The sequence below is a fragment of the Klebsiella sp. CSG-1 genome (assembly GCF_056521145.1).
Genome location: NZ_JBWNLD010000002.1, coordinates 652,084 through 678,766 on the forward strand (window position 1 = coordinate 652,084; position 26,683 = coordinate 678,766).

A 26,683-nucleotide genomic window follows, 5' to 3' on the forward strand; every position below is an offset into this window, starting at 1 on the left:
GAGAAGTCTATTTACAGAAAGGGCGGGTAATGAGCCCCAGAGGACCGGTTGCGTACCAGCGACGGTTGCCGCGGCTGCGGGAATCGCGGCCAACGGCCTGGGTCAGACGGTCGAGAATAATCGCCAGAATGACGATCCCGACGCCGCCGACGCTCGCCAGCCCCATATCGAGGCGGCCGATCCCGCGCAGGACCATCTGACCAAGGCCGCCCACGGCGATCATCGAGGCGATCACCACCATTGACAGCGCCAGCATCAGCGTCTGGTTAACCCCGGCCATGATGGTCGGCATCGCCAGCGGGAGCTGCACTTTAAAGAGCAGCTGACGCGGGCTGGCGCCGAATGAGCGCGAAGCCTCAATCAGATCCGCGGGTACCTGGTTAATCCCGAGGATGGTCAAACGGACGATAGGCGGCAGGGCGAAGATAATGGTCACCACCACGCCTGGAACGTTACCAATCCCGAACAGCATGACAATCGGCACCAGGTAGACGAACGCCGGCGTTGTCTGCATGGCATCCAGCAGCGGACGGATAATTTTCGCCGCCCGTGGGCTACGCGCCAGCCAGATCCCCAGCGGCAGGCCGATCAGCATACAGAACAGCAGTGCGGTCAGGACCAGTGCCAGGGTCACCATCGCCTGCGACCAGGCGCCGATGGCGCCGATCGCAACCAGCGAGATCAGCGTTGCCACGCCCATCCCCACGCTGGAAATTTGCCAGGCGATAAGGGCAAACAGCACAATGGCAACCGGTGCCGGCATGCCTAATAACAGCTGCTGGAAAGCGCTGAGGATATAGTCCACCGGCACACGGATGCCCTGGAACAGCGGGCGGAAGTGCACCACGATCCAGTCGATACCGTGCGTTACCCAGCTGTCGAGCGGGATCAGCGTTTTATGAAACGGATCCATGATGTTGAAATGTTCCGCCTGCGGCGCCGGCGCGCTGTTTAGCCAGTCCGCACCGCCGCCATCGGTCGGTGCGGATGCCGGAGTGCCCCAGGCATCGGCAGATTGTGCAGCGCTATCCGCCGCCGGCGCGGTATCCCACGGGTTAGATTGATCAGCCATTGTTTGCCCCCTCGCGATCTAAAGCCTTCAGCAGCATTCCTTTAGAAATAATGCCGATGTACTGGTGCCCTTCATCCACAACCGGAACCGCGCACGGTGCCTGGCCGACGTGGGAGAGCAGGTCGCTGAGCGACGTTTGCGCATCTACCGCCTGCGGGGATGCGAGTAACGCCGCATCAATTCCCTGACCTTCGCTCAAGGCGGATTTCAGTGAATCAATAGAGACAATACCGACAAACTTATTACCACGTTCAATCACATAACCATATTCGCGGTCTTCGTCCTGCAATAATTTCAATGCCGAACGCGGGCCGAAACCTGGCGTTTTACGAATTAAGCCCACCGGGCTTCGACGGGCAATATCTTTAGCGCTGAACACCTGGCTAATATCGACACCGCGGAAGAAGGTTTTGACATAATCATTGGCGGGATTATTCAGTATTTCATCCGGGGTACCAACCTGAATCACTTCGCCATTTTGCATGATGGCAATCCGATCGCCAATGCGCATGGCTTCATCAAGATCGTGGGAAATAAAGACCACGGTACGCTGATGTTTCGCCTGTAATTTTGTCAGCTCATCCTGCATTTCGGTACGAATTAATGGGTCAAGGGCGGAGAAGGCTTCGTCCATTAATAGGATATCAGGGTTGATGGCCAGCGCGCGGGCGAGGCCGACGCGCTGGCGCATTCCGCCGGAGAGCTCATCCGGGTAAGCATGCGCGTAATTCTCCAGGCCGACCTGACGCAGCGCCTCCAGCGCTTTCTGCTGGCGCTCCTGGGTCGACATACCCGCCAGCTCCATACCAAAGGCGGCATTGTCGAGCACGGTCATATGCGGCATCAGCGCAAATGACTGAAATACCATAGCGATCTTTTTTCTGCGCACCTCACGCAGCTCGGCTTCTGAGATTTTGGCGATATCGACGCCATCTATCAGCACCTGCCCGCGGGTGGGTTCAATCAGGCGATTGAGAAGGCGAACCATGGTGGATTTTCCTGAGCCGGAAAGCCCCATGATGACGAATATCTCGCCTTCTTCAATGGTCAGACTGGCGTCTTTTACGCCAAGCGAAAGTCCCGTTTTTTCCAGTAGTTGTTCTTTGGTAAATCCTTTTTCAATATATTTGAACGCTCGCTGTGGATGCTCGCCAAATATCTTATAGAGATTCTTAATTTCTAATTTAATTGCCATGCAATAGAGAGTTTCCTGTTATTTGTATTATGTCAATATAGTACCTGGTGGAGATAATTACCTTTTTACACCCTAACATACTCAGATTCTGTGACAACCCTCAATGTCCCATTGGCATCGAAATGAGAGGAGGGCACTGCGGCGTATTCCCCATGATAGAAGGGCTGAGCGTTGATGATCAGCAGGTAATATTTTTTACAGATGACAGGAGAATAATTGGTGAACCACGCGATTCTTGCTTAATATTCCGGCAGAATGTCAGTGAAATATCATGTGGTTTTTTTTGTGTGATAAAAGTTAATAATGTGAAATAGATCACCAGGAAACCGGGCAATATTTTCCTGGTGAAAGTAAGGTTAAAAATCCCAATCGTCGTCGGCGGTTTCTTCCGTTTTGCCCATTACATACGAGGAACCGGAGCCGGAGAAAAAGTCATGATTTTCATCGGCGTTTGGCGAAAGCGCCGCCAGAATCGCCGGGTTGACCGCCGCCATCTCTGCCGGAAACAGCGCCTCGTAGCCCAGGTTCATCAGCGCTTTGTTGGCGTTGTAACACAGGAAGGCGTTCACCTCCTCAATCCAGCCGCTGTCGGCGTACAGATCCCGGGTGTAGGCCAGTTCGTTATCGTATAAATCCATCAGCAGATCGAGGGCGAAATTCTTCAGCTGTTCCCGCTCGTCGGCCGCGATGTTTTCCAGCCCCTTTTGGTACTTGTAGCCGATGTAATACCCGTGCACCGCTTCATCGCGGATAATCAAGCGAATCAGGTCGGCGGTATTGGTCATTTTACCGCGGCTTGAAAAATACATCGGCAACCAGAATCCGGAATAGAAGAGGAAGGATTCGAGAAACACGCTGGCGATTTTCTTCTTCAGCGGATTATCCGCCTGATAATACTCCAGCATCAGCCGGGCTTTGTGCTGGAGCGGTGCGTTCTCTTCGCTCCATGCATAGGCGGCATCGACATCTTTGCTCTGGCACAAGGTGGAGAAAATTGAGCTGTAGGAGCGGGCATGCACCGCCTCCATAAAGCTGATGTTGGAGAGCACCGCCTCTTCGTGCGCGGTCAGCGCATCCGCCATCAGCGCCGGCGCGCCGATGGTATTCTGAATCGTATCGAGCAGCGTCAGTCCGGTGAACACGCGAATGGTGAGCTGCTGTTCCACTGCCGTCAGCGTCTGCCAGGCGGGAATGTCGTTGGACAGCGGTACTTTCTCCGGCAGCCAGAAGTTGCTGGTCAGACGGTTCCAGACCTCCAGATCCTTATCGTCCTCAATGTTGTTCCAGTTAATAGCGCGAATACGCGTTAAATGGGTCATCCTGTTCTCCTTACAGCGCGCAGGACACGCAGCCTTCGATTTCGGTACCTTCCAGCGCCAGCTGGCGCAGACGGATGTAATACAGTGTCTTGATGCCCTTCTTCCACGCGTAGATTTGCGCCTTATTGATATCGCGGGTGGTGGCGGTATCGGGGAAAAAGAGCGTCAGCGATAGCCCCTGATCGACGTGCCGCGTGGCTTCGGCATAGGTGTCGATAATCTTTTGCGGGCCGATTTCCCAGGCATCCTGATAGAGCGCCAGATTGTCATTGGTCATAAATGGCGCGGGGTAGTAAACCCGCCCGGTTTTTCCCTCTTTACGGATCTCTATCTTTGAGACAATCGGGTGGATGCTCGAGGTCGCATGGTTGATATAGGAGATAGATCCGGTAGGCGGGATGGCCTGCAAATTACGGTTATAGATACCGTAGCGCATGACGTCAGCGCGGAGCTTCAGCCACATGTCGCGGTCGGGCAGGCGGATGCCGGCGTGGGCGAAGAGCGCGCGGACTTTTGCCGTTTTCGGCTGCCAGTCACCCTGCAAATAGCGTTCGAAGTATTCGCCGCTGGCATAGCGCGATTGTTCAAATCCGGCAAAATGCTCACCGCGCTCGCGGGCTATCTGCATCGAGGTGTGCAGCGCGTGCCAGGTGACGGTATAAAAATAGAAGTTGGTAAAGTCCAGCCCTTCCGGACTGCCGTAGGTGATGCCTTCCCGGGCCAGATAGCCGTGCAGGTTCATCTGGCCAAGACCGATGGCATGGGAGGCGGCATTGCCCGCCGCCACCGATGGCACCGAGCGAATGTCGCTCATGTCAGAGACTGCCGTCAGGCCGCGCACCGCCACCTCGACCGTGCGGGCAAAATCTGGCGAATCCATGGTATGAGCAATGTTCAGCGACCCCAGGTTGCAGGAGATATCCTGGCCTACGCTGGCATAATCCAGATTTTCATCAAAGGTCGACGGGGTGTTGACCTGCAAAATTTCCGAGCACAGGTTACTCATGTTAATGCGCCCGGCAATCGGGTTGGCGCGGTTGACGGTATCTTCAAACATGATGTAGGGATAGCCGGATTCGAACTGAATTTCCGCCAGCCGCTGGAACAGATCGCGGGCGCGGATCCAGCGTTTGCGGACCCGCTCGTCGGCGACCAGTTGCGCATACATCTCGCTGATGGCGATATCGCCAAACGGCTTACCGTACAGGCGCTCGACGTCATAGGGTGAGAACAGCGCCATCTGGGCGTCGTCTTTTGCCAGCTGGAAGGTAATGTCCGCGATGACGACCCCAAGCGACAGGGTTTTGATGCGAATTTTCTCGTCGGCGTTTTCCCGTTTGGTGTCCAGAAAACGCAGAATATCCGGGTGATGGGCGTGCAGGTAGACCGCCCCGGCCCCCTGGCGCGCACCAAGCTGATTGGCGTAGGAGAAAGCATCCTCGAGCATCTTCATCACCGGCACTACGCCGGAAGATTGATTTTCAATGCGCTTAATCGGGGCGCCGGCTTCACGCAGATTAGAGAGCAAAAACGCCACGCCGCCGCCGCGTTTTGACAGCTGTAATGCCGAGTTTACCGCCCGACCGATCGATTCCATATTGTCTTCGATACGCAACAGGAAGCAGGAGACCAGCTCGCCGCGCTGCTGCTTCCCGGCATTGAGGAAGGTGGGGGTCGCCGGCTGGAAGCGCCCGCTGAGGATCTCATCGGTCAACTGCCGGGCCAGGGTTTCATCCCCCTGCGCGAGGGTGAGGGCGACCATACAGGTGCGATCGGCAAAATGCTCAAGGTAGCGTTTGCCGTCAAAGGTCTTCAGCGTATAGCTGGTATAGAATTTCCAGGCGCCGAGAAAGGTTCGGAAGCGGAACGGGTCGCCGTGCGCGTGGTCAAACAGCGCCAGCACAAAACGACGATCGTAGCGTGCCAGCACGCTGGCATCGTAATAGCCTTCGGCGATCAGCCATTCCAGTTTTTCATTCTGCGTGGTGAAAGAGACGGTATGGGGCAGCACGTGCGTCGCCATAAAGGCGTCTACCGCCTGGTGGTCTTTTTCAAACGGAATACGGCCATTGCTGTCGTACAAATTCAGCATCGCGTTGAGGGCGTGGAAATCCGCCGCTCCGGTGGTTAGACGTTCTGCGGTTGTCGTTGCCAAAATTCGCTTACTCCTTTACGCACGTTATCGACATCGGTTGGGGTGCCCATCAGCTCAAAGCGATACAGATACGGTACGCCGCACTTTTGTGCGATGACGTCGCCGGCCCGGCCGTAGGCGTCGCCGAAGTTACGGTTACCGGCGGCAATCACGCCGCGTATCCGCTGGCGGTTATGCGGGTCGTTTAAAAAGCGGATCGCCTGCCGGGGCACCGCGCCAGCGGTGCCGCCGCCGCCGTAGCTGGGGACAATGAGAATGTAGGGGGCGTCTACCTGGATGCGCTCCCGCTCGTTAAGCGGAATGCGCACCGCGGGCAGCCCCAGACGCTGGACGAACCGATGCGTATTTTCGGAACTGCTGGAGAAGTAGACGATCAGGCTCATGCGTTGGCCACCGGTTCGGGGCGCAGACGGTTAATCATATCCGGGCGAAAACCGGACCAGCGGGTTTCACCGGCTATCACGACCGGCAGCTGACGAAAGCCCTGTTCGCGCAGCATGTCAGCGGCGTCCGGATGATGCTCGACATTCACCATCTCGAAGGCAAATCCGCGGCTTTCCATTGCCCGCTTAGTGGCATGGCACTGGACGCAGTCATTTTTAGTGTAAATAGTAATGCGCATGATTCGTATTTCCATTTAAGATAACAGGACGGCGCAAAAAAGTGCGACGGTCGCTATCGGTTAACTGTTCAGGAAATACTAGATGTAGTTATCTAAAAGTTCAACCACGCAATATATAGCGTTTTTAGATAAGTGATGCCCTCACCGGCCAATCCGGCGAGGGGGAGGGCGCGTGGTCTGAAATTACTGACGCATGCTGACGGCAAGGCGGTTAAAGGCGTTCATCAGGCTGATGGCGAAGGTCAAATCGCTGATCTGACGGGCGCTGAAATGTTCCAGCAGCGGCAGGTAAACGTCATCTTCTGCATGGGTGCTGGCAATATGCGTCACCGATTCCGCCCAGGCCAGCGCCGCCTGTTCCGCGGCGCTGAAATGCCCGCTTACCCGCCAGCCGGCCAGCGCATCCAGTTTAGTCTGCGCCACGCCGGATTTACGCAGCGCTTTACTGTGCATTTCCAGACAGAAAGCGCAGCCATTAATCTGTGATACCCGCAGGTAAACCAGTTCCAGCAGGGCGCCGTCCAGCTCACTTTTTTCCAGCGCAATCTTGGCCTGCACCAGCGCGTTATAGACTTCCGGACTCAGTTCGTTATAGGGCTGACGGAGTGTGCTCATGATGTTTTCCTCAATGATGAACCGCGGGGAATGGGTTCTAAGACCGCAGCAAAATAGCACTATAATGGACTGCAAAAGATAGCCATATTTTAATGAAAAAAGCAGACCATAATGGAAATCAAAAAAGTCCCCCACTATCAGCGCATTGCCAGACAGCTCAAGTCTGCGATTGAACACGGCGAACTCGCGCCCGGTAGCCGCCTGCCCGCCAGCCGGGTTTATGCCCAGGAGCTGGGCGTCTCCCGCGCAACCGTGGAGAATGCCTGGGGTGAGCTGGTGGCCCAGGGCTGGCTGGAGCGACGAGGGCAGGCGGGCACCTTTGTCAGCGAGCGTCTGAGTCCGCTGCGGGGGGAACCGGCGCGTCGCCCGACGGACATTGCGCCGACGGCGCCGCAGCCGTTTCAGCTGGGGCTGCCGGCGCTGGATCTTTTTCCCCGCGGCCTGTGGGCGCGGGTGATGGGGCGGCGACTGCGAACGCAAACGCGTTTTGACCTGGCGCCAGGCGATCCGTGCGGCGAGATGATCCTGCGTCGGGCCATTGTCGATTATCTGCGTCTTTCCCGCAGTATTGAATGCCTGCCCGAACAGGTGCTGGTGACCGGCAACTATGCTGCTTCCATGCGGCTGCTGCTCCGCACTCTGGCGCAGCCAGGTCAGCATATGTGGATGGAGGATCCTGGTTTCCCGCTGATTCGACCGGTGATAACCGGGGAAGGAGGGGTTATCGATCCGGTTCCCGTTGATGAAGAGGGGATGGATGTGGCGTGGGCGCAACGCCATTACCCCGATGCGCATTTCGCGCTTCTGACTCCCGCGCACCAGAGTCCGCTGGGCGTTGCGCTGTCGCTGTCCCGACGCAGGCAGCTGCTGGCATGGGCTGCCCGACACGACGCCTGGATTATTGAAGATGATTACGATAGCGAATTTCGCTATCGCGGGAAGCCGCTGCCGCCGCTGAAAAGTCTTGATGCCCCGCAGCGGGTGATTTACGCCAGCAGCTTCAGTAAATCGCTGTTTCCGGCATTACGCGCCGCCTGGCTGGTGGTACCGCTCCCGCAGGTCGCTGCCTTTCGCCAGCAGGCCGAATTGATGAGCTGTAGCGTACCGACGCTGTGGCAGCAGACGCTGGCTGACTTTATCCACGAAGGCCATTTCTGGCGTCATCTGAAGAAAATGCGTACCTGCTATGCGCAGCGCCGTCAGTGGCTGGAGTCCGCGCTGTTGGCGCAGGGGTTTAGCGTCGTCCCTCAGCTGGGGGGAATTCAGCTGGTTATTACGGTGAACGGTGACGATCGGGCGCTGGCTGTGAAAGCCCGACAGGCCGGACTGTCGGTACAGGCGCTGAGCGACTGGCGTATGCAAAGCCGCGGCGAAGGGGGACTGCTGGTGAGCTTTACCAATCTGACATCGATGGCGATGGCAACGGAGGCGGTGCGTCTACTCAAAGTAGCGCTGTTTTCGGCTGATAGATACAGCCGCTGACTGAGGATTCAGGTCATCCCTAAAGTAGCGATTCACGTCAATATGCGCTAAGACAACAAAAAGCCCCTGGGCCAGAGGCACACAGGGGCAGACGCGTATTTGTTATCTTCATTTATCGTTTATATTATCGACGTAAATTCAATAATACGCCAATAAATAGTCCAACTGCGGCAGCGGCCCCGACGCTCTGCCACGGTTTATCCCGCACATAGCTATCGGCACAGCCTGCGGCATCGCGAGCGGCCTGCTGCACACGGTTGTTCCCGTTCAGACGGGCACGCGTCTCTTTCAGCAGCGCCTGGGCTTTTTTCCGTGCGGCATCAGCCTCATCTTTCGCATCGCTGCCCCATGATTTCAGCACTTCTTCCAGCGTATCCGCTAATTGGCTGACATCGTTATGAATATCTTCAGCGCTTTCATCGACATTGTTGCGGTTCAGACGGTTAGCCATCGATTTCTCCCTTAATTCCATTGAGTCATTAAGTGTAGAACAAGATTTTGAATTATGCTTTTGCAGTGCCATTTCTGGAATTTTCCGAAAGCACTATCAAAGATGAATAAGGTAAGGTAAATGTGCGGTAAAAGATAAAGAGGAATGAGTATGTATTTAAGACCCGATGAGGTGGCGCGTGTTCTTGAAAAAGCCGGCTTCACCATGGATGTTGTGACGCAAAAAGCGTACGGCTATCGCCGTGGCGATAATTATGTTTATGTGAACCGCGAAGCGCGCATGGGGCGGACCGCTTTAATTATTCATCCGGCGCTAAAAGAGCGCAGTAATTCGCTGGCGGAACCCGCCTCGGATATCAAAACCTGCGATCATTATGAACAGTTTCCGCTGTATTTGGCCGGAGATGCGCAGCAGCATTATGGTATTCCACACGGCTTCAGTTCGCGCATGGCGCTTGAGCGTTTTTTGCAGGGATTATATGGCGAAGCGCAGCCGAGCCTGTCGCATAACTAACCGTATGATGACTTGTGCCGGGATGTGAAGCGGGGAAACAGACGAGCAGGCGACTGACAGCGGTCAGTCGCAGGTTGTGTTGAAACTCAGGCTTTAGCCTGCTGGTAAGCGCTGACGCGGAACAGTCGGCGGCAGTAATCGAGGAAGTAGCCGTAAACCGCCCCCATCATCATTGATACCGCAATATTTGAACTCACCGCCGCGGCAATTTGATGCCAGTCGGCACCGACGGAAAATAAAATAGCAACATACACCGGCGACTGAAATGTCACATAAGCCACAACATCGGCAATACTCTTCATCCAGGCGGAAGGGCTGAGGTGACGTGCCAGGCGCATGGCGCGGTCGCGGTAAAATCCGTACGGCACGGCAATAATAATGTTCACCGGAATCGCCACCAGGCGTGAAGATAACGACTGCTCAAAGGTCATTCCGGAGAGAAAAATTTCGATCAACATGTTCACAACGGTGCAGTAAACCACCATCGCAAAGGTGTCTGCTACCGCATGACGCAAGCGGGACTGCGCAGAGAACATCGGTGTGCTCCTCGAAAATGAAGTCTGATACGCCACAAAATGCGCTCTTCTACAGCGTTTTGGGTTGCCTGTTTTGATGTGCGTAGATTATCTCTCTGCATCGAAAGAGACAACTAGCTGTAAATTTTTATTTAATGGCTTTTTGTCGATAAAATACTCTGCGAAAGGTAGTTTTGTCTTCTCTGCGCTACTTTTGTCCTGATGCTTTATTTTTTGTTTATTTATTAATGTCTTATGTTTTTTTTGCGGGCGGGCATGAGGATCGCACCAAGCCACGATTGTGCCGACTACCGCCTGAAGTCAGGTTTCAGTGTGATTTCCGTCACTTTTAGAATAATTTATGCCACAAAGGCGCTTTAAATAGCATTAGATTCTGTTTTATGTCGTTGGTGCGTATTCGTTTTTCATGCATGTTCATTCACTTGCGGGTCGTTGTGACATCCTCTATCCATCGGACATATCCCGCTAACCTGCTGACCATGCAGGTAATATACGGACTGATGATATTTTTGTGGCTTTTTTACCCTATTCAAATTATCGCTGAATTAATTCCGGGTATTGACTGGATAGCCGCTGTGGTTATTTTAAATAAAAATTTAAGATTGTGGTCTGAATATATTTATCAAACATCATTAAAGGTGGTAATAAATGGCTTCATATATTAAAGTACCCGGTGCTATTGTCTTATATGCAATTTAGGAACGTTTAATAATTTATGTCTTTAATGTTACAGAAGTTGAATAATATCCGTTCACTGCGGGCAATGTCGCGTGAATTCTCCATTGACGTACTTGAAGAAATGCTGGAAAAACTCAGGGTCGTCACTGAAGAAAAACGGTCAGAGCAGCAGTCTGCCCTGCAACAGCAGGCAGAATACCAGGAAAAAATTAATACCTGGCTGGAACTGATGATTGCCGACGGCATAACGCCTGATGAGCTGGTCACGCAGAATGCAGGCCCGTCGAAGGAGGCGAAAAAACGCCAGCCGCGTCCGGCAAAATATCGGTTTACCGATTTTTCCGGAGCCCAAAAAACCTGGACCGGCCAGGGGCGTATGCCGAAGCCGATCGCCCGTGCGATTGCGGCCGGTGCGACGCTGGAAAGTTTTCTGATTTAAGCGTTAGCGAAAATGATATTCGGCAGGAGTTAAGGCTGTTGTCGGATAGCGAAAAAATAACGGTGGGGAATCCCACCGTGTGTATTAGCAAACGCCAAAATCACCTTCTTCTTTATAAGGTGTGACGTCTGCGGGCTTCAGCGTATATTTCTCACCCTGTTCATTACTGGCCTGCACGGCGACAATATGATCTTCACCGACGGCCACAATCTTGAGTTTTGGTCCGCCCATACGAGGCTGAACCAGATCACCTACTGAATACATCGTTTATCTCCTCTGGCATGGATAAATGCCGCTGTTCGCCTTCACTTTAGCGTAGCTGGATATCCGCATACAACAGGCCTGATGGCGCAGGCGTCAGCGTCGGTTCCAGGGCATGACGGCCAACAGGCGCGCCATCCCGCAAAAACCGGTGATACCGGCGAAGGTTAAGCCGGCGCCGACAAAAGCGCTGAGCAGGAAAAAGCCGCTACTGACGCTATAGCCCAGCGCCACGCCCAACAGAATGAGTACGCCCGCGGCGATTTGCACCTGGCGCATTAACGGCAGCGGCTGGGTTTTATCCTCTTTGACGGGCAATCCCGCTGCTTTCCAGGCCTGAATGCCGCCAGCCAGCAGTTTCACCTGGGCCGGAGCCGCCGCAGCCAGCAGACGAATGGCATTATTTTGTGTACGCGATCCCGCCTGACAATGAAAAATGACCGTTTCGTCCGCGGCGGTGTGCAGCGTTGCGCCGTTATTCAGGGCCGCCAGCGGCACCAGCTCGGCATCGGGGATGTGCTCGCGAGCGTATTCATCGGCATCGCGAATATCGATTAATCTGGCCCCTTGCGCGATTTGCGCCCGGGCCTCTTCAGGAGAAAGAGTGACGATAGTCATGACGGCTCCTTATGGGCAATAAATGGTCTTCAGCGTGGTAATGATTTGCTGAACCGCAGGGTGGATTATGAAGTAGTGGATACGTTGCGCCTCGCGCTCACTGCCGATCAGGCCTTCATCGCGCATGCGCGCCAGATGCTGAGAGGTGGCCGAAGGGCTCATGCCGGTGACCCGTGCCAGTTCGCCGGCGCTGGCGCGCGGCGTCTCGCACAGCATGCACAGAATCATCAGCCGGTTCGGATTGCTCATGGCTTTTAACAGGGCGGCGGCTTCTCCGGCGCTGGACTGCAGCTGTTCTGGTGTATTCATTTATTTTAGTCTTTTCTAAATTTAGATAAGTCTAAAATAAAAAACGCCGCGTCGCCAGCGCAGAAAATGCCGTCGCGGTCAGGCCGCTTGTGTCAGCCGGATAAGCTGTTCTCTGGCCTGGGCAATGCCGGCATCGCGGCCGTGAGGCTGGATACCCAGACCTTCGGCATAGATAAATGCCACTTCGCTAATGCCCATCAGACCCAGTACCGAACGGAGATAGGGGGTGACGGCATCGCTATCCTGCCCGCAATGTATGCCGCCGCGGAAGCTGATCACCACCGCGCGTACACCCTCGACCAACCCCTGAGGCCAGCTCTCGGTGTAGCGGAAGGTTTCGCGGGCCCTGGCGACCAGATCAAACTACAGGCGCATCCGGCACCCGCGACTCTCCCTGAACTGGCCGGACACCAGACCATCGGCTACCTGCTCGCCGGATTGCCGCAGGCGATCCGCCAGACCGGAGGCCAGCAATAAAACGAGTCACCTCTTCGCCGCGGGGTTAAGCGTAACTTAAGAGAGAGTTGCGATAATGACAGTAATATGACTGGCATGGACCCTTGCAATGAACGTACTCGAAACGGTTAACCAAAGCGCTTTTCTGGCGCTGAATGCTCAGCCGGGGACGTCGGATACCCTTCTGGCGTTGGCCCGCTTCTGCGCAAGCGGAATGATCTTTATCGTTCCGGCTATTCTGCTCGGTCTGTGGTTTTTAGGCGGTCGCCAGGGGCACCGGCAGGCGCTGTTTTGCACGCTGAGTATTCTGATGGCGCTTGCGTTGGGCTATCTGTGCGGCTCGCTGTGGTTCCACCCCCGGCCGTTTATGATGCCGCTGGGCCATACCTGGATCAGTCATCCGGCGGATAACGGCTTCCCGAGCGATCACGGTCTGGTGATGTTCAGTGCGGCGTTTGCGTTGCTTTCTCTGCGTCTACGCAGCCTGGGGCTGTTTGTCCTGCTCGCATCGCTGCCGGTGGCGTGGTCACGCATTTTCCTCGGGGTCCATTTCCCGCTGGATATGGTGGGCGCAGCGGCGGTAGCGGTGGTTGCCGTCTGGGTGAGTAAAGGGGTCTGGCAGGCCTTTGGGCCGGCAATGGTGCGGATTTGCGAAGCCATCAGCCAGCGCATGTTTTCCTGGCTGCCGGCCCGTTTTACGCCGTAGCTCACGTTTAGTTTCTTGTCCGCGCGGCGCGTCGGTAGAGCGTGCTGCGCGCGACGCCCAGAGCCTGCGCCGCTTTACTGACATTACCATTATACGTCGATAGCGTGTCGGCAATCAGCTGCGCATCGTGCTGCTGCAACCCGCGCGACGGGGCCGGAGCCGGGGCCGACTGGTACTCTGCCGGTAAATCCTCCACTTCCAGTTGTTCTCCTTCGTCGGCCAGCGCCAACAGCACCTTCATCAGGCTTTGTAGCTGGCGCACGTTGCCTGGCCAGGGAAGGGTGGAGAGGTGTGTCAGGAGCGCAGGCGAGAGCTGGACGTGTCGCGCTTCGGCACCGAGGGTGTGCCATAGCTGCTGAAGAAACGTCGGCAGTTGGGGCCACTCCCGCAGCGGTGGAATAGTGAGGGCGAATTCGCGCAGGCGATAGAGCAGGTCCTCGCGAAACGTCCCGTCGGCAACATGTTGCATCAGGTTACGGTGGGTGGCGCAAATAAGCGCAAAGCTGACCGGGGCGCTCTGGCTGGCGCCGAGCGGCGTAACCTCTTTTTCCTGTAGCACCCGCAGCAGCCGGGTTTGAAGCAGCATCGGCATATCGCCAATCTCATCGAGGAATAGCACGCCGCCGTCCGCCTCGCGAATTTTACCGATATAGCCATTCTTACTGGCGCCGGTAAAGGCGCCAGGCTGATAGCCAAACAGCTCCGATTCAATCAGCGATTCGGGTATCGCCGCGCAGTTGATCGCCACGAATTTACCGTCACGCCAGCGGCTGTGCTGATGAAGCGTGCGGCTGACAAACTCTTTGCCACATCCTGTTTCGCCCTCAATACACAGGGCAATGCCGGCATTCAGCAGACGCACCATCTTCTCTCCTTCACGCTGACTGGCGAAAGGCAGCTCAATGGCCGGCAGCGTCGGCGCCGGGGCCGGCGCTGGTACCGCAACGTGGGTGCGGGTCGGCGCGCGCAAACGGTAGTAATAGGTTTGTCGCTGCAGAGTTAGCGGCAGCGGAACATTTACCGCCGTTTGCGTCAGCTGAGGAAACAGCTGCTGAAAGGTGATATGGCCGAGTTGTCCGGGATCCAGACCCAGATCGCGCATCGCCAGGCGGTTTCCGGCGGTCAGCACGTTATCGGAAAAGACCAGCAGCAGCTCTTCAACGCTGTCGAGTTTGTGGGGTTGAGGGTACAGGCTCATCAGCCACTGCTGCGGATGGAGACTCTGTTTTACCCACAGATATTCAATCTGCTTCGCGGCCTCTTTTACCCACGCCAGCGTGTGGGGGTGGGGGAAGTGGGCCGGGCCGGAAATATCCAGCACCCCGGCAATTTTTCCATCCGGACTCTGAACCGGCATCGCGGCGCAATAGAGATCCTGATTGCGGGTGAGGAAGTGCTGGCGGCCGTCGATTTCGCAGCTGTCGTCAATGGCCAGCGCGGTACCAATGGCGTTGGTACCGCGCCCGCTCTCGCTCCACAGATTTCCCGGAGCCAGCGCGAAGCTTTGCGCTTTCTGCATCGCGTGCAGGTTGCCGAAGGTTTGCAGCACCAGACCGCTGGCGTCAGAGAGGATCACTACCGACTGGAGATCGCTCACTTTACGCGACAGGGTGTTCACCACCGGCTGGGTCAACTGCTGTAACCGGGCATGGCTGGCCAGCGCATCCGCCAGTTCGCCGGAACCCAGGCGCGGGAAATCATCCGTCGCGGGATCCAGGCCGTACTGCTGGCTACGAAACCAGGAATCGCTGAGCAACGGGCTGGTTTTTACCTCGGGATCGAGGGTAAACGAATTGCCTTGCACGGAGCACCTCGTGGTCGGATAGCTAATGTTGCAATATTGTAGCTTTATGGTTTCTCATGTGTTGCGATTTGCGACACATAAGCAAAATTACGTTCCCATGCGATACAGGATTACGTATTAAGATATTGAATTATTTGTATATTTATTCCGTCAATAAATCTGGCATAACCTCTGCATAAGCTTCTGTGCAGCAGGCAACAGCAAAAAACCAATACCCCGCTGCGCCTCAACCCTACAGAAGGAGATTGCAATGCGTTATGCACATCCTGGCACCCCGGGCGCCTTAGTTTCATTCAAGTCCGCCTACGGTAACTATATTGACGGTCAATTTGTCGAACCACTCGGCGGCGAATACTTTATGAATACCTCCCCCGTGGACGGGAGTGACATTGCACAATTTCCCCGCTCCGATGCCAAAGATATCGACTTTGCTCTTGATGCCGCGCACCGTGCCGCGGAAGCGTGGGGGAAAACATCGGTACAGCATCGTTCCAACCTGCTGCTCCAGGTCGCCGACCGGATTCAGGAGAACCTGGAATATCTGGCGATTGCTGAAAGCTGGGACAATGGTAAACCGGTGCGCGAAACGCTGAATGCCGATCTGCCGTTGGCGGTCGATCACTTCCGCTATTTTGCCGGCTGTCTGCGCGCCCAGGAGGGAAGCACGGCGGAAATTGATGAAACCACCGTGGCCTATCACTTCCATGAACCGCTGGGCGTGGTCGGGCAAATTATTCCGTGGAACTTTCCGCTGTTGATGGCGGCGTGGAAGCTGGCGCCGGCGCTGGCGGCGGGGAACTGCGTGGTGCTCAAGCCGGCAGAGCAGACGCCGCTGAGTATCACGCTGCTGCTGGAAATTATTGGCGACCTCTTCCCGGCAGGCGTCCTCAACGTGGTGCAGGGCTTCGGTAAAGAGGCCGGTGAAGCGCTGGCAACCAGCAAACGTATTGCCAAAATCGCCTTTACCGGCTCAACGCCCGTCGGACGGCATATTCTGGCCTGTGCGGCGGAGAATATTATTCCCGCAACCGTTGAGCTGGGCGGCAAGTCGCCAAATATCTATTTTGCCGATGTGATGGACGGAGAAGAAGAGTTTATCGAGAAGGCGGTAGAGGGGCTGGTGCTGGGCTTCTTCAACCAGGGCGAAGTGTGTACCTGTCCATCGCGTGCTCTGATCCATGAATCGATCTACGAGCCGTTTATGGCGCGGGTGATGGCGAAAGTGGCCCAGATTCGGCGCGGCGATCCCTTTGACACCGACACCATGATCGGGGCGCAGGCGTCACGCCAGCAGTTCGATAAGATCCTGTCGTATATTAAGATTGCCCGCGAAGAGGGGGGGCAGATCCTGACCGGCGGAGAGCGCGCCAGTATCGCGGCTGAACTGGATAATGGTTACTACATTCAGCCAACCCTGATTAAGGGGCGCAATGATATGCGCAGCTTCCAGGAAGAGATTTTTGGCCCGGTCATCGGCGTCACCACCTTTAAAGATGAGGCAGAAGCACTGGAAATAGCCAACCAGACTCAGTTTGGGCTCGGCGCCGGCGTCTGGACCCGCGACAGCAATCTGGCGTACCGAATGGGGCGTGGGATTAAAGCCGGTCGCGTCTGGACCAACTGTTATCACGTCTACCCGGCCCATGCCGCGTTTGGCGGCTATAAACAGTCGGGCGTTGGCCGCGAAACCCATAAAATGGCCCTTGATGCCTATCAACAGACGAAAAACCTGCTGGTAAGTTACGGAACTGCGCCGCTCGGCCTGTTTTAACCGGGCGTCTCATTATCTGACTTTATCGGTCTGACAAAAACCGCGACCTTATGCTGAGGTTGCGGTTTTTTTATCGCTGATTGACGATTGGTTGATTTTTGAACTTTACTTTTTTAATAAAAAAAAAGAGGAAACCTCAGGCACCCGGACAGTTGTTATTTCGACGAACATGAAATTTATTCAATAATAACTTTCATTTGAAAATCATTTTGCCGGAAACATGATATCCTTCATTGGTTAGTGTTATTATTATTTCGGGGGTGACAAAAAGAAAATAAAACTTATTAGGAAAATTCTTAGTTTTTTGCTGAGTCCGTGGACGCCAGCACAGCGGATAATCCGGCATGAAATGATGTTTTTTTGTTAATTTTGTCAAATGGCATGTTGTTTTGTTGAAGGTTGTTATTGATGGGTTGCTTTTCTTTGTTTTTATAATTAATAACTTTCTTAATATTTGTGCAATCCACTCGACATGTAAAGTAAAACATTATTTCATTAACAAAATAAATCATTGCGTTTGATTTATTCTAAGAATAGTATTTGTTTTAATATTAAATGCCGCGAATAAATTCCCGCCTGATGAAGCCTTGTCGCCGATGCGCGTAAGCAATCAGACGGAATTTCCTGCTATGCGTTTAATATCCTGCGGATGGAACGCCAATATCATTAACAAGGAGGAGCGTCAGCAGATTGCTTCAGGCTCATTATGACCCTGTGATTAATCTGTCATAAATATATGTTTGAGATGAGATAAATAATGAAAACCCAACTTCGTATTATGGCAACTGTAGTCGGTATTCTGGTATCCGGCGTTGTCGTAGCAATGCCTTCACAACCTGCCCATTCTACATTAACCGTCAATCCGGGCGCCAGCGCCGGTACGCAAAGCACCGGTGGCCAGATCGAATTCTCCGGTTCGATTACCGATACTTCCTGTAATATCGATAGCACCAGCGCCAACCAGATTGTCGATCTGGGGAAATGGGCGAGCAGCTACTTTACGGGCGCCGGTTCTGAAACCACCAAAACCGCTTTCCATATTAAAGTGAAAGATTGCCCTGCCACCGTGACTAAAGTGTCGGTATTGTTTGATGGCACCCGCGATAGCAATAACAGTAATCTGCTGGCGGTAAATGGCGGGGCGCAGGGGGTGGCGATTAAACTGTATGAAGATGATAAAGCAACGCCAATTAACCTCGGCACAGAGTCAAAGGATCAGGCGGTGATCGCCGGGACCAGCGGCAGCAACAGTGGGACGGCGGATCTGGAGTTCTTTGCTGATTATATCTCTACCAGTGCGGTATCCGCCGGTTCGGCAAACGGCACGGCAAACTTCAATATGGTTTACAACTAAGAAATAAATGAGCAGGAGCACCTGCTCATTATTATTGAGAACTCATTCTCCTTTAGTTGTATTTCAGACCTTAGCTGATGGTTGCAATTATGAAACATATTATCGCGGCGGCGGCTGCTGCCTTTTTACTGTTATCCACAACGGTACAGGCCGGTATTGTCATGGGAGGGACCCGTGTTATTTATCAGGAAGGGAAGCGCGAGGCCTCAATTTCTGTCACCAATGCCGATGTCCATTCGCCTTATTTAGTGCAGTCATGGATAGAGAACTATGCGGAAAATGATAAAAGCAAGGTGCCTTTTATTGTAACGCCGCCGCTATTTCGCCTCGACCCAGAGCAAGAAAACGTATTGCGAATTAATTTCATCGGCGCCGACTTGCCTCATGACCGTGAATCCGTCTTTTGGCTGAATGTGAAAAGTATCTCCCCGACGCAAAAAGGCGATGCGAATAAATTACAGGTCAATATTAAATCTAAATTTAAAATTTTCTATCGGCCACATGGTCTGGCGGGCGATCCGGAGAAAGCCTGGCAGATGTTAACGTTTAAGATTGTTGGCAACCGGCTGGTGGCGCAGAACCCGACGCCATACTTTGTCTCCTTTTTTACCCTCTCGGTGGGTGGGCACGATATTGATGAACCGGGAATGATCGGACCTTTGACCCGTAAAGAGTGGCCGGTTAACGGCTCGGGGACGGTGAAATGGCGCGCCATCAATGATTTTGGCGGCATCACAGATTATACGCAGCAGTAATTGTTTCTATTTTTTCCCTCGTCGGTCAGGATATTGTGAACAAAAAGGCCCCCGTTTTCCTTCATGACTATTCCGTCATGGCTGTCCCCATCCGGGGCGCCTTAGGCGCGGCGGCGCTTCCGACGCTGCTGTTTTTTCTCTGCCAGAGCGCTACGGCGTGGGCAGACGATTACTTCGATCCTGCGGCCTTAGAGTTTGCTAACCCACAGCAAAAGATGGCGGATTTGCATTATTTTGCCAAATCGGGCGGACAGCAGCCGGGAACCTATCCGGTGACTATCTGGGTTAACAACCAGCAGGTTGCCGAGGGGCCGATCGTATTCGTCGACGATCGTGGGGTCCTGCAGCCGGAGTTGACCTCTGCGAAGCTGGCGGAATATGGGGTCAACGTTAGCGCTTTTTCCACCTTGACCCGGCTGCATGAGGGCGAAACGTTTACCCGGATTGAACAGTTTATTCCGGATGCCAGCAGCCGTTTCGATTTTGCTACACAGCGCCTGAACTTAAGTATTCCGCAGGCGGCGATGAATGTGCAAAGCCGTGGCTACGTCGATCCGGCGCGCTGGGATGATGGGATCCCGGCGGCATTTGTGAACTACAATCTGACCGGCTCACAGACTCGCCAGTCTGAAACGCAAAGCCGCTCCAGCTACCTGAATTTACGCAACGGGGCCAACCTGGGGCCGTGGCGTTTGCGTAATATTTCATCCATGCAGTATGACCAGCATTACCGCTGGCATTCGCAAAGCACCTGGCTACAGCGCGATGTGAAATCGGTCAAAAGCCTGCTGCGGATTGGTGACACCTTCACCAGCGGCGAGGTCTTCGATAGCGTGCAGTTTCGCGGCGTGCAGCTGATGTCCGATGATGAAATGCTGCCTGACAGCCAGCGCGGTTTTGCCCCGGTGATTCGCGGCATGGCGCACAGCAACGCCAAAGTGACGGTTTCGCAACACGGCTATGTTATCTACGAAACCTTTGTCTCTCCGGGGGCGTTTGCGATCAACGATCTCTACCCTACGGCGCAGAGCGGCGATCTTGAGGTCCAGGTTAAAGAGAGCGATGGGTCGGTACGCTCTTTTACCCAACCATACTCCACGGTCCCTTTTATGCTCCGCGAAGGGCGAAGCAAATTTAGCCTCAGCGCAGGGCGTTATCATTCGAGTCAGCATCAGGTCAGATCGCCGCAGTTTGTTCAGGGGACGCTATTTTATGGTTTGCCTGCGGAGTTCACTCTGTATGGCGGTACTCAGCTGGCGCAGGATTATCAGGCCTGGGCGTTGGGAATTGGCCGTGGTTTTGGCGAGCTGGGGTCGTTGGGGAGCGATGTGACCTGGGCCAATACTGCGACCCCCTCTGATCGACACTACGCCGGACATTCATTGCGCGTCCAGTATCAAAAGGATTTTGCCTCGACGGGGACCTCGTTCAGCCTCGCCAGCTATCGCTACTCCTCCGGCAGCTATTATGGCTTCAGCGAGGCTAACGCCCTGGAAAGCCAGAGCGAGCGACTGGACAACAAGCGTCAACGCGAAGAGATCTCTGTCGCGCAGTCCTTTGGCGCCGTCAGTAGCCTGGCGATTTCCGCTTATTCACAAACGTACTGGCACAGCAACAGCAATGATGAAACGGTACATCTCGGGTTCTATAGCGCCTGGAAAGGCGTGTCGTGGGGGGTAGGCTATTACTACACCCAATCCTCCGACCGGGAAAAAGCCGATCGCTCGTGGTCATTTAACCTCAACATCCCGCTGGGCGGCTGGCTGGACGAGAGCTCGGTCGGCTACAGCACCACCTCCGATAATAACGGCCACTCATCGCAGCAGGTTTCGCTGTACGGCGCGGTGCCTGGACGCGGCGATCTCGATTACTCGCTGCAGCAGGGCCATGCTAACGCCGGGCAGGGGAGTAACAGCAGCGCTGCGCTGGATTATCACGGCGGATATGGCAGCGCCCAGCTGGGTTATCGCCATGATAGCGCCAGCAACCAGCTGACCTGGGGAGCTTCGGGCTCCGTAGTGGCGCACCCGCATGGCGTCACGCTGGGGCAACCCGTCGGCGACAGTTTCGCCATCGTCCGTGCTCCAGGCGCGGCGGATGTGGCGATTGAGGACGGTACTAACGTGCATACCGACGGGCGCGGCTATGCCGTGGTACCGACCTTAACGGTATACCGCAAAAACACCATCACGCTGGATACCGAATCAATGAGCAATGACACCGACGTGGATCTACAAGGTCAAACCGTCATCCCTGGCGGCGGCGCGGTGGTACTGGCGAATTACCAGACCCATATCGGCAACCGGGTGTTGTTTACGCTGCGTAATCGCGACGGGGCGGTCCCGTTCGGCGCCAGCGTACAGCTGCGTCAGCAGGAGGACGATATGGGCGTCGCGCCGCAGGGAATGGTGGCCGATGGCGGACAGGCGTATCTCAGCGGCATCCCTCAGGAGGGCGTGCTTGAGGTGAGCTGGCTGCAAAACAATATCGCGCGGCAATGCTCGCTACATTTCCACATTGCCGATCAACAACAGCAGAACACGGTGAAAACCGTCGCTGGCCTGTGTTCGTAAACCGAGGAGAAAGAGCGATGCATCGTGGCTTTCGCTTATTACAGTTTGTGTTCCTGCTGATCGCGGGGATGTATAGCCAACACGGTTGGGCCGAGAGCTGCGGCGGCAGCGTCGGGCAGATGACGATTAACGTGCCGAATATTCGCTATCTGCCGACGCTACGCGCCGATACGCAGATGACCAACGCGATGGCCGATAACGGCGGCGGTATTCACTTCGTCTGCGATCTACAGCTGCCGACCGCGGGCTGGAAACGCATCGTGTATCAACAGCGCGCCACCACCGGTGCGCCACGGGTGATTAACGGCCAGCATGTGTATGCCTCCGCGCTTAGCGGCATGGGCTATTCGTTGGGTTTTCAGTGCGGCGGCGGCCCGATTCACTATATTGACGGCAGCGATGCGCCTGCCGGAAGTGAATCCGTAACGGTTTGCGAGAGTTCGCAGCAGTCGACGCTGCTGGCCCAGCGGGAGGTGGTGGTGAAAGCATATATCATCTTTTATAAAACCGGCGATGTTGCGCTGGTCAGCGGCAATCACGCCAGCGTCCCGGGGCAGCCGCAGGTGGGAAATTTATATATTGAAAAACAGGACGCCAGCAACGCCTCCCACGTGGCTAGCGCGCCGGTCAGTATCGATCTCGCTGCCCTCAACGTTGATATTGGCGCCAGCGGCAGTTGTCAGGTGACCCGCGCGTCTATCGGCGTCAATCTGGGCACGGTGAATAAAGCGGAGTTCAAAGGCAAAACCAGCACCGCCGGCGCGGCGCAGACCTTTAGCATTCCGGTATATTGCAGCACGCCGACCGATATCCGGATTGGTTTTTTTGGCGTCACCGCCGACCCCAGCATCAGCGATTCCTTAGCGCTGGCCCAGGTTGACGGCGCTGCCAGCGGGGTGGGGATAAAACTGAGCTATGATAACAATCCGGCCCCGGCGCCGCCCGCGGGAACCGGTGTGAAAATGAATGTCTCCAGTAATCTACCGGTGCTGAAACATGTTACCGCCAGCAGCGCCGCCGCTGCCGAGAGTATCAATTTTACCGCCCAGTATGTGCAGACGGGAGATGCGGTAACCCCCGGACGGGCGAATAGCCTGGCGACCTTTGCGCTCGAATATAACTAAGCGCCCTTAGTTTGCGCCGCGACTGGCAATAGTTTCCGCTTTCCAGCAGCGGGTGGCGGTCCCGTTACCAGACGGGCGCAGCGGCTGCGGTTTCTCGCAGCCCGCGCCGGCGAACGGACAGCGATCGCGGAAGTAGCAGCCCTCGGGCAGATGGCGATTGCCGGGTAATTCCGTGTTGCGCGGCGCGTCGCCCAGCGCCGAGCCGATACGCGGCACCGAGTCCATCAATAGCCGGGTATAGGGATGGGCCGGGTTATCGAGGACCTGACGCGCCTCGCCCATCTCGACGATTTGCCCGAGATACATCACGGCGACGCGATCGCTCATATGGCGCACTACGGAAACGTTATGCGAAATGAGGATATAGGTCAGGTTCTGCTGTTTTTGCAGCTCGACCAGCAGGTTGAGGATCTGCGCCTGTACCGAAATATCCAGCGCCGAGGTCGGCTCATCCAGCACCATAATATCCGGCTTTGCCGACAGCGCGCGGGCAATGGCAATGCGCTGACGCTGGCCGCCGGAAAACTCGTGCGGTAAGCGGTCGAGATACTCCGGGCGGATACCTACCTGCAACGCCAGCTGCTCTGCCAGAAGACGTCGGGCCTTTTCACTGGGGCGCGATTGGATCCACACCGGCTCGGTGATGGTGCGCCAGACCGGCAGCCGTGGATCCAGTGAGGAGAGCGGGTCCTGAAACACCATCTGCATACGCCCGCTGCCGGACGCCGTCGCGCGCTCAAACTGGCCGTGAGAAGGCTTAAGCATGCCCATCAGCAGCCTGGCGAGGGTACTTTTTCCGCAGCCGGATTCGCCGACGATACCTAAGGTTTCACCGCGATACGCCGTGATATCCAGCCCGTTTAGCGCATATACCCGTTCGACGACTTTGCCGCGCCAGTTCTTGCGCGCCGGGAAGTTAAGATGAACATCGTTCAGTTGCAGCAGCCTCTCAGACATGCGTTTTCTCCCGTTGTGGGTACCAGCAGGCCGCCTGCTGCCCGGTCTGTTCTATCGGGCGGAGCATCGGCGTGATGCCGCAGCCCTCGCCGGCGGCAAAGCAGCGTTCGCGAAAGGCGCAGCCGCCCGGTAATCGCGCCAGATTCGGCACCGTGCCAGGAATCGAGCGCAGCAGCGAACGCGGCTCGCCGTTATCCGGGGCGCTGTCGAGCAGGCCAACGGAGTAGGGATGCAGAGGATGATGCAGCACCTGCTGAGTTAAACCGCTTTCAATCACCGCGCCGGCATACATGACGTATAGCCGATCGCAGACCTGTGAAACCACCGCCATATCGTGGCTGATAAACAGCACCGCGGTGCCCGTGGCCAGCGCTTTCTGTTTTAGCAGGCGCAGCACCTGGCGTTGAACGGTCACGTCCAGCGCGGTGGTCGGTTCATCGGCAATCAGCAGGTCGGGCTCGCAGGAAAAGGCGATGGCGATCATTACCCGCTGGCGCATCCCGCCGGAGAGTTCGAAGGGGTAACGTTCCATCACCCGCTGCGGATCGGCGATCTGCATATCCGCCAGCAGCGCGACCGCCCTGGCGCGCGCCTCGCGGGCAGAGAGGGGACGATGCTGACGAATAACGTCGACCATCTGCTTGCCGATCCGCCGCGTGGGATTCAGCGCGGTCATCGGCTCCTGAAAAATCATCGCCACCCGGCGGCCGCGGATATCGCGCATCTCTTTTTCCGATGCTTGCAGAATATCGTTGCCCAGCAGAGTCACCTGGCCGCTGTGAATCTGATAGCTTGCCGGCGGCAGCAGACGCATCGCCAGCATGGCGGTGACGGATTTGCCGGAGCCCGATTCACCCACCACGCCAACTATTTCGCCGCGGTCGATATGCATCGAGACCGCGTTCAGGACATGTACTTCCCCCTGATAGACAGGGAAGCTCAAACGGACGTTGTCGATTGTCAGAACCCGATTACTCATGCGTTGCGTCCTCCGGACTTCGGATCCAGTAAATCCTGGATCCCATCCCCAAACAGATTAAACCCGACGGCGGTGATCAGGATCGCCGCCCCCGGGAAGGCGCAGTACCACCACTGATCGAGGACGTAGTTGCGCCCGTTTGCCACCATCGCCCCCCACTCGGCGGTGGGCTGCTGCGCGCCGAGGCCGATAAAGCCTAGCGTCGCCGCCATCAGAATGGCGCTGCCGATATCCAGCGATGCCTGCACCACCAGCGGCGGCAGGGCGTTGCGTAAAATATGCCAGCTGATCAGGTGCCAGCGGGAGGCGCCGAAGGTCACCGAAGCTTCGACGAAGCTGTGCTGGCGCACCACCAGCGTTTGTCCGCGCGCCAGACGGACATAAAACGGAATGCGCACAATGGCGATCGCCAGCATGGCGTTGAATAAGCTTGGGCCTAACGCGGCGGCCAGCGCCATCGTCAGCACCAGCGAAGGGATCGACAGCATGATATCCATCAGCCGCATGATCAGCGCATCGCTGCGTCCGCCGAGCACGCCGGAAAGGCAGCCCAGCAGCGAGCCGCTGATCCCGGCGATCAGCACCACCGCCAGACCGGCGGCGATCGATTGCTGGCTGCCGATCAGCACCCGGCTGAACAGATCGCGACCGACCTCGTCGGTACCGAACCAGTGGGACAGCGAGGGCGCCTGCAGACGGGCGGTGAGATCGATAGCATTGGGATCGTGCGGTACCAGCCACGGTGAGAAGATCATCAGAAACAGCATGATCAACATAATGGCGCCACCGATCAGCGTCAGCGGGCTTTTGCGTACCAGCCACAGACGGCGCTTCCACGCGGTGTTGCGGCGGGTTTTTTCGATAGCGCCGGGGCGTTCCTGGGTCATCATCACTTAGTTTTCTCCCCGACCCATGCGCGGGTCTATCCATAAATAGAGCAGGTCGACGAGCAGATTGACCAGCACGTAAGCAAAGGACACCACCACGGCAAAACCCATCACCGCCGGGAAATCGAGCGCCTGAATAGAGGAGACCACGTAGGCGCCCATCCCGGGCCAGGCAAAAACGGTTTCGGTCAGCACCGCGCCGTACAGCAGATCGCCCAGCGCCAGCCCCAGCACCGTAACTGAGGGAATCAGCGCGTTAGGCAGCGCATAGCGCATCACGATGGTCCATTTAGGCAGGCCGCTGGCCAGCGCAGTGCGGATGTAATCTTCACTCAGCTGCTCCAGCATCGCGGAGCGAATTTGCCGGGCGACAATCCCCAGGTGGACAAAGGCCAGCGTGGTTGCAGGCAGAATCAGATGCTGCAGCGCGTTAAAGAACACATCGATGTTGCCTTCCAGCAGCGAATCGATCAGATAAAAGCCGGTCACGCGGGTTGGCGGGTCAAACCAGTCGTCAAGGCGCCCGCTGCCGGGCAGCCAGTTCAGTTTGCCGTAAAACAGGACAATCACTCCCAGCCCCAGCCAGAACGCCGGGGTAGAGATTCCGGTCAGCGCCATCAGGCGAACCAGGTGATCGGTCCAGCGGTTGCGATACACCGCCGAAAGCACCCCCAGCGGAATGCCGACCACCAGCGCGATAAACAGGGCGCAGAAAGCCAGTTCGAGCGTGGCCGGGAAAAAGGTCTTTAAATCTTCCAGCACCGGGCGACCGGTGCGGATGGAGGTCCCCAGATCGCCGTGCAGCAGGGCGTTAACATAATGGAAAAACTGCTGCCATAACGGTAAATCCAGCCCCAGCTGCTGGCGGATATGGCGGACGATTTCGTCGCTCGCGCGATCGCCTGCCAGCAGGCGCGCCGGATCGCCGGGAATGAGGTGCGAAATAATAAAGGTGATCACGCAGACGCCGGCGACGACGAGGACCAGCCCCCAACTGCGTTGTCGAATTAAACCCCAGAAACTCATGATGACGCCCTCTGCCGGGCCCGCTA

Annotated in this window: 26 protein-coding genes and 1 pseudogene; 9 read left to right on the forward strand and 18 right to left on the reverse strand. The window is 56.0% G+C overall.

All coding sequences use genetic code 11. The annotated features are described in order from the left end of the window. Positions 1 to 7: 7 nt before the first annotated feature. The 7 genes from proW to AC007G_RS07705 all read right to left on the reverse strand — a co-directional run bounded on the left by proW (position 8) and on the right by AC007G_RS07705 (position 6,978). Positions 8 to 1,072, reverse strand: a complete 1,065-nt coding sequence (gene proW, locus AC007G_RS07675; protein WP_032691023.1) for a glycine betaine/L-proline ABC transporter permease ProW — start codon at positions 1,070 to 1,072, stop codon at positions 8 to 10. Then, entirely contained in the window at positions 1,065 to 2,267 is a 1,203-nt protein-coding gene (gene proV / locus AC007G_RS07680; protein WP_004866784.1) for a glycine betaine/L-proline ABC transporter ATP-binding protein ProV, read from the reverse strand. Before proV ends, proW begins: the two co-directional genes overlap by 8 nt. A 356-nt stretch (positions 2,268 to 2,623) precedes the next feature. After that, positions 2,624 to 3,586, reverse strand: a complete 963-nt coding sequence (gene nrdF / locus AC007G_RS07685; RefSeq protein ID WP_032691024.1) for a class 1b ribonucleoside-diphosphate reductase subunit beta — start codon at positions 3,584 to 3,586, stop codon at positions 2,624 to 2,626. A gap of 10 nt (positions 3,587 to 3,596) precedes the next feature. Further along, entirely contained in the window at positions 3,597 to 5,741 is a 2,145-nt protein-coding gene (nrdE, locus tag AC007G_RS07690; RefSeq protein WP_180888903.1) for a class 1b ribonucleoside-diphosphate reductase subunit alpha, read from the reverse strand. Beyond that, complete coding sequence (nrdI, locus tag AC007G_RS07695; RefSeq protein WP_032691026.1) at positions 5,714 to 6,124, reverse strand: class Ib ribonucleoside-diphosphate reductase assembly flavoprotein NrdI; 411 nt, start codon at positions 6,122 to 6,124, stop codon at positions 5,714 to 5,716. Before nrdI ends, nrdE begins: the two co-directional genes overlap by 28 nt. Then, the gene (gene nrdH / locus AC007G_RS07700; RefSeq protein WP_004866773.1) at positions 6,121 to 6,363 is read right to left on the reverse strand and encodes a glutaredoxin-like protein NrdH; all 243 of its coding nucleotides are present in this window, start codon (positions 6,361 to 6,363) and stop codon (positions 6,121 to 6,123) included. The genes nrdI and nrdH overlap by 4 nt, the downstream gene beginning before the upstream one ends. A 183-nt stretch (positions 6,364 to 6,546) precedes the next feature. Beyond that, positions 6,547 to 6,978 (reverse strand): carboxymuconolactone decarboxylase family protein, encoded by a 432-nt coding sequence (locus tag AC007G_RS07705; protein WP_032691027.1) that lies wholly within the window; start codon positions 6,976 to 6,978, stop codon positions 6,547 to 6,549. 111 nt (positions 6,979 to 7,089) lie between these two features. On the opposite strand from AC007G_RS07705, the gene pdxR reads away from it, so the two are divergent. Continuing rightward, complete coding sequence (gene pdxR / locus AC007G_RS07710) at positions 7,090 to 8,460, forward strand: MocR-like pyridoxine biosynthesis transcription factor PdxR (protein ID WP_180888904.1); 1,371 nt, start codon at positions 7,090 to 7,092, stop codon at positions 8,458 to 8,460. Positions 8,461 to 8,584: 124 nt separating this feature from the next. Here pdxR and AC007G_RS07715 read toward each other — a convergent pair whose 3' ends face one another. Continuing rightward, positions 8,585 to 8,911, reverse strand: a complete 327-nt coding sequence (locus tag AC007G_RS07715) for a DUF883 family protein (protein ID WP_004866763.1) — start codon at positions 8,909 to 8,911, stop codon at positions 8,585 to 8,587. A gap of 150 nt (positions 8,912 to 9,061) precedes the next feature. Here AC007G_RS07715 and AC007G_RS07720 point away from each other — a divergent pair, with 150 nt between their 5' ends. Further along, entirely contained in the window at positions 9,062 to 9,424 is a 363-nt protein-coding gene (locus AC007G_RS07720) for a DUF2002 family protein (RefSeq protein WP_032691029.1), read from the forward strand. Between the two features lie 86 nt (positions 9,425 to 9,510). On the opposite strand, the gene alaE is transcribed toward AC007G_RS07720, so the two are convergent. Next, positions 9,511 to 9,960, reverse strand: coding sequence for an L-alanine exporter AlaE (gene alaE, locus AC007G_RS07725; protein WP_032691030.1), 450 nt, complete (start codon positions 9,958 to 9,960; stop codon positions 9,511 to 9,513). 715 nt (positions 9,961 to 10,675) lie between these two features. On the opposite strand from alaE, the gene stpA reads away from it, so the two are divergent. Then, complete coding sequence (gene stpA / locus AC007G_RS07730) at positions 10,676 to 11,077, forward strand: DNA-binding protein StpA (RefSeq protein WP_032696790.1); 402 nt, start codon at positions 10,676 to 10,678, stop codon at positions 11,075 to 11,077. An 84-nt stretch (positions 11,078 to 11,161) separates the two neighbouring features. Here the strand turns inward: stpA and AC007G_RS07735 are convergent, their stop codons facing one another. The 4 genes and pseudogenes from AC007G_RS07735 to AC007G_RS07750 all read right to left on the reverse strand — a co-directional run. Further along, positions 11,162 to 11,341 (reverse strand): hypothetical protein, encoded by a 180-nt coding sequence (locus tag AC007G_RS07735; protein ID WP_015585895.1) that lies wholly within the window; start codon positions 11,339 to 11,341, stop codon positions 11,162 to 11,164. 93 nt (positions 11,342 to 11,434) lie between these two features. After that, positions 11,435 to 11,956 carry a rhodanese family protein gene (locus AC007G_RS07740; RefSeq protein ID WP_032691035.1) on the reverse strand — a complete coding sequence of 174 codons (522 nt, stop codon included), beginning with the start codon at positions 11,954 to 11,956 and terminating at the stop codon, positions 11,435 to 11,437. A gap of 9 nt (positions 11,957 to 11,965) precedes the next feature. After that, positions 11,966 to 12,265, reverse strand: a complete 300-nt coding sequence (locus tag AC007G_RS07745) for an ArsR/SmtB family transcription factor (protein WP_064793901.1) — start codon at positions 12,263 to 12,265, stop codon at positions 11,966 to 11,968. Between the two features lie 78 nt (positions 12,266 to 12,343). After that, a pseudogene (locus AC007G_RS07750) lies at positions 12,344 to 12,628 on the reverse strand (NAD(P)H-dependent oxidoreductase); the annotation flags it as partial. 202 nt (positions 12,629 to 12,830) lie between these two features. Between AC007G_RS07750 and AC007G_RS07755 the strand changes: the two are divergent. After that, positions 12,831 to 13,427: an undecaprenyl-diphosphatase gene (locus AC007G_RS07755; RefSeq protein WP_032698969.1), complete on the forward strand. Its 597-nt coding sequence runs from the start codon at positions 12,831 to 12,833 to the stop codon at positions 13,425 to 13,427. A gap of 7 nt (positions 13,428 to 13,434) precedes the next feature. On the opposite strand, the gene AC007G_RS07760 is transcribed toward AC007G_RS07755, so the two are convergent. Continuing rightward, positions 13,435 to 15,231 carry a sigma-54-dependent Fis family transcriptional regulator gene (locus tag AC007G_RS07760; protein ID WP_479466578.1) on the reverse strand — a complete coding sequence of 599 codons (1,797 nt, stop codon included), beginning with the start codon at positions 15,229 to 15,231 and terminating at the stop codon, positions 13,435 to 13,437. 250 nt (positions 15,232 to 15,481) lie between these two features. Here AC007G_RS07760 and exaC point away from each other — a divergent pair, with 250 nt between their 5' ends. From exaC to AC007G_RS07785, 5 genes are all read left to right on the forward strand, one after another. Further along, positions 15,482 to 17,002, forward strand: coding sequence for an acetaldehyde dehydrogenase ExaC (gene exaC, locus AC007G_RS07765; RefSeq protein ID WP_032691040.1), 1,521 nt, complete (start codon positions 15,482 to 15,484; stop codon positions 17,000 to 17,002). Positions 17,003 to 17,759: 757 nt separating this feature from the next. Further along, a complete protein-coding gene (locus AC007G_RS07770) occupies positions 17,760 to 18,356 on the forward strand; it encodes a fimbrial protein (protein WP_032691042.1) in 597 nt (198 codons plus the stop codon). A gap of 89 nt (positions 18,357 to 18,445) precedes the next feature. Further along, the gene (locus AC007G_RS07775) at positions 18,446 to 19,111 is read left to right on the forward strand and encodes a fimbrial biogenesis chaperone (RefSeq protein ID WP_032691043.1); all 666 of its coding nucleotides are present in this window, start codon (positions 18,446 to 18,448) and stop codon (positions 19,109 to 19,111) included. A gap of 77 nt (positions 19,112 to 19,188) precedes the next feature. Continuing rightward, positions 19,189 to 21,684 carry a fimbria/pilus outer membrane usher protein gene (locus AC007G_RS07780; RefSeq protein ID WP_136894159.1) on the forward strand — a complete coding sequence of 832 codons (2,496 nt, stop codon included), beginning with the start codon at positions 19,189 to 19,191 and terminating at the stop codon, positions 21,682 to 21,684. 17 nt (positions 21,685 to 21,701) lie between these two features. After that, the gene (locus AC007G_RS07785; protein WP_142631018.1) at positions 21,702 to 22,808 is read left to right on the forward strand and encodes a fimbrial protein; all 1,107 of its coding nucleotides are present in this window, start codon (positions 21,702 to 21,704) and stop codon (positions 22,806 to 22,808) included. Positions 22,809 to 22,814: 6 nt separating this feature from the next. Here the strand turns inward: AC007G_RS07785 and AC007G_RS07790 are convergent, their stop codons facing one another. From AC007G_RS07790 to AC007G_RS07805, 4 genes are read right to left on the reverse strand one after another with little or no spacing between them, the layout of a single operon-like run. Next, complete coding sequence (locus tag AC007G_RS07790) at positions 22,815 to 23,765, reverse strand: ABC transporter ATP-binding protein (RefSeq protein WP_032691046.1); 951 nt, start codon at positions 23,763 to 23,765, stop codon at positions 22,815 to 22,817. Further along, entirely contained in the window at positions 23,758 to 24,744 is a 987-nt protein-coding gene (locus AC007G_RS07795) for an ABC transporter ATP-binding protein (protein WP_032691047.1), read from the reverse strand. The genes AC007G_RS07790 and AC007G_RS07795 overlap by 8 nt, the downstream gene beginning before the upstream one ends. After that, positions 24,741 to 25,637 (reverse strand): D,D-dipeptide ABC transporter permease, encoded by an 897-nt coding sequence (gene ddpC / locus AC007G_RS07800; protein ID WP_032698976.1) that lies wholly within the window; start codon positions 25,635 to 25,637, stop codon positions 24,741 to 24,743. The genes AC007G_RS07795 and ddpC overlap by 4 nt, the downstream gene beginning before the upstream one ends. Beyond that, on the reverse strand, positions 25,638 to 26,657 hold the full coding sequence (locus tag AC007G_RS07805) for an ABC transporter permease (RefSeq protein WP_112150311.1): 1,020 nt from the start codon (positions 26,655 to 26,657) through the stop codon (positions 25,638 to 25,640). Between the last annotated feature and the right edge of the window lie 26 nt (positions 26,658 to 26,683).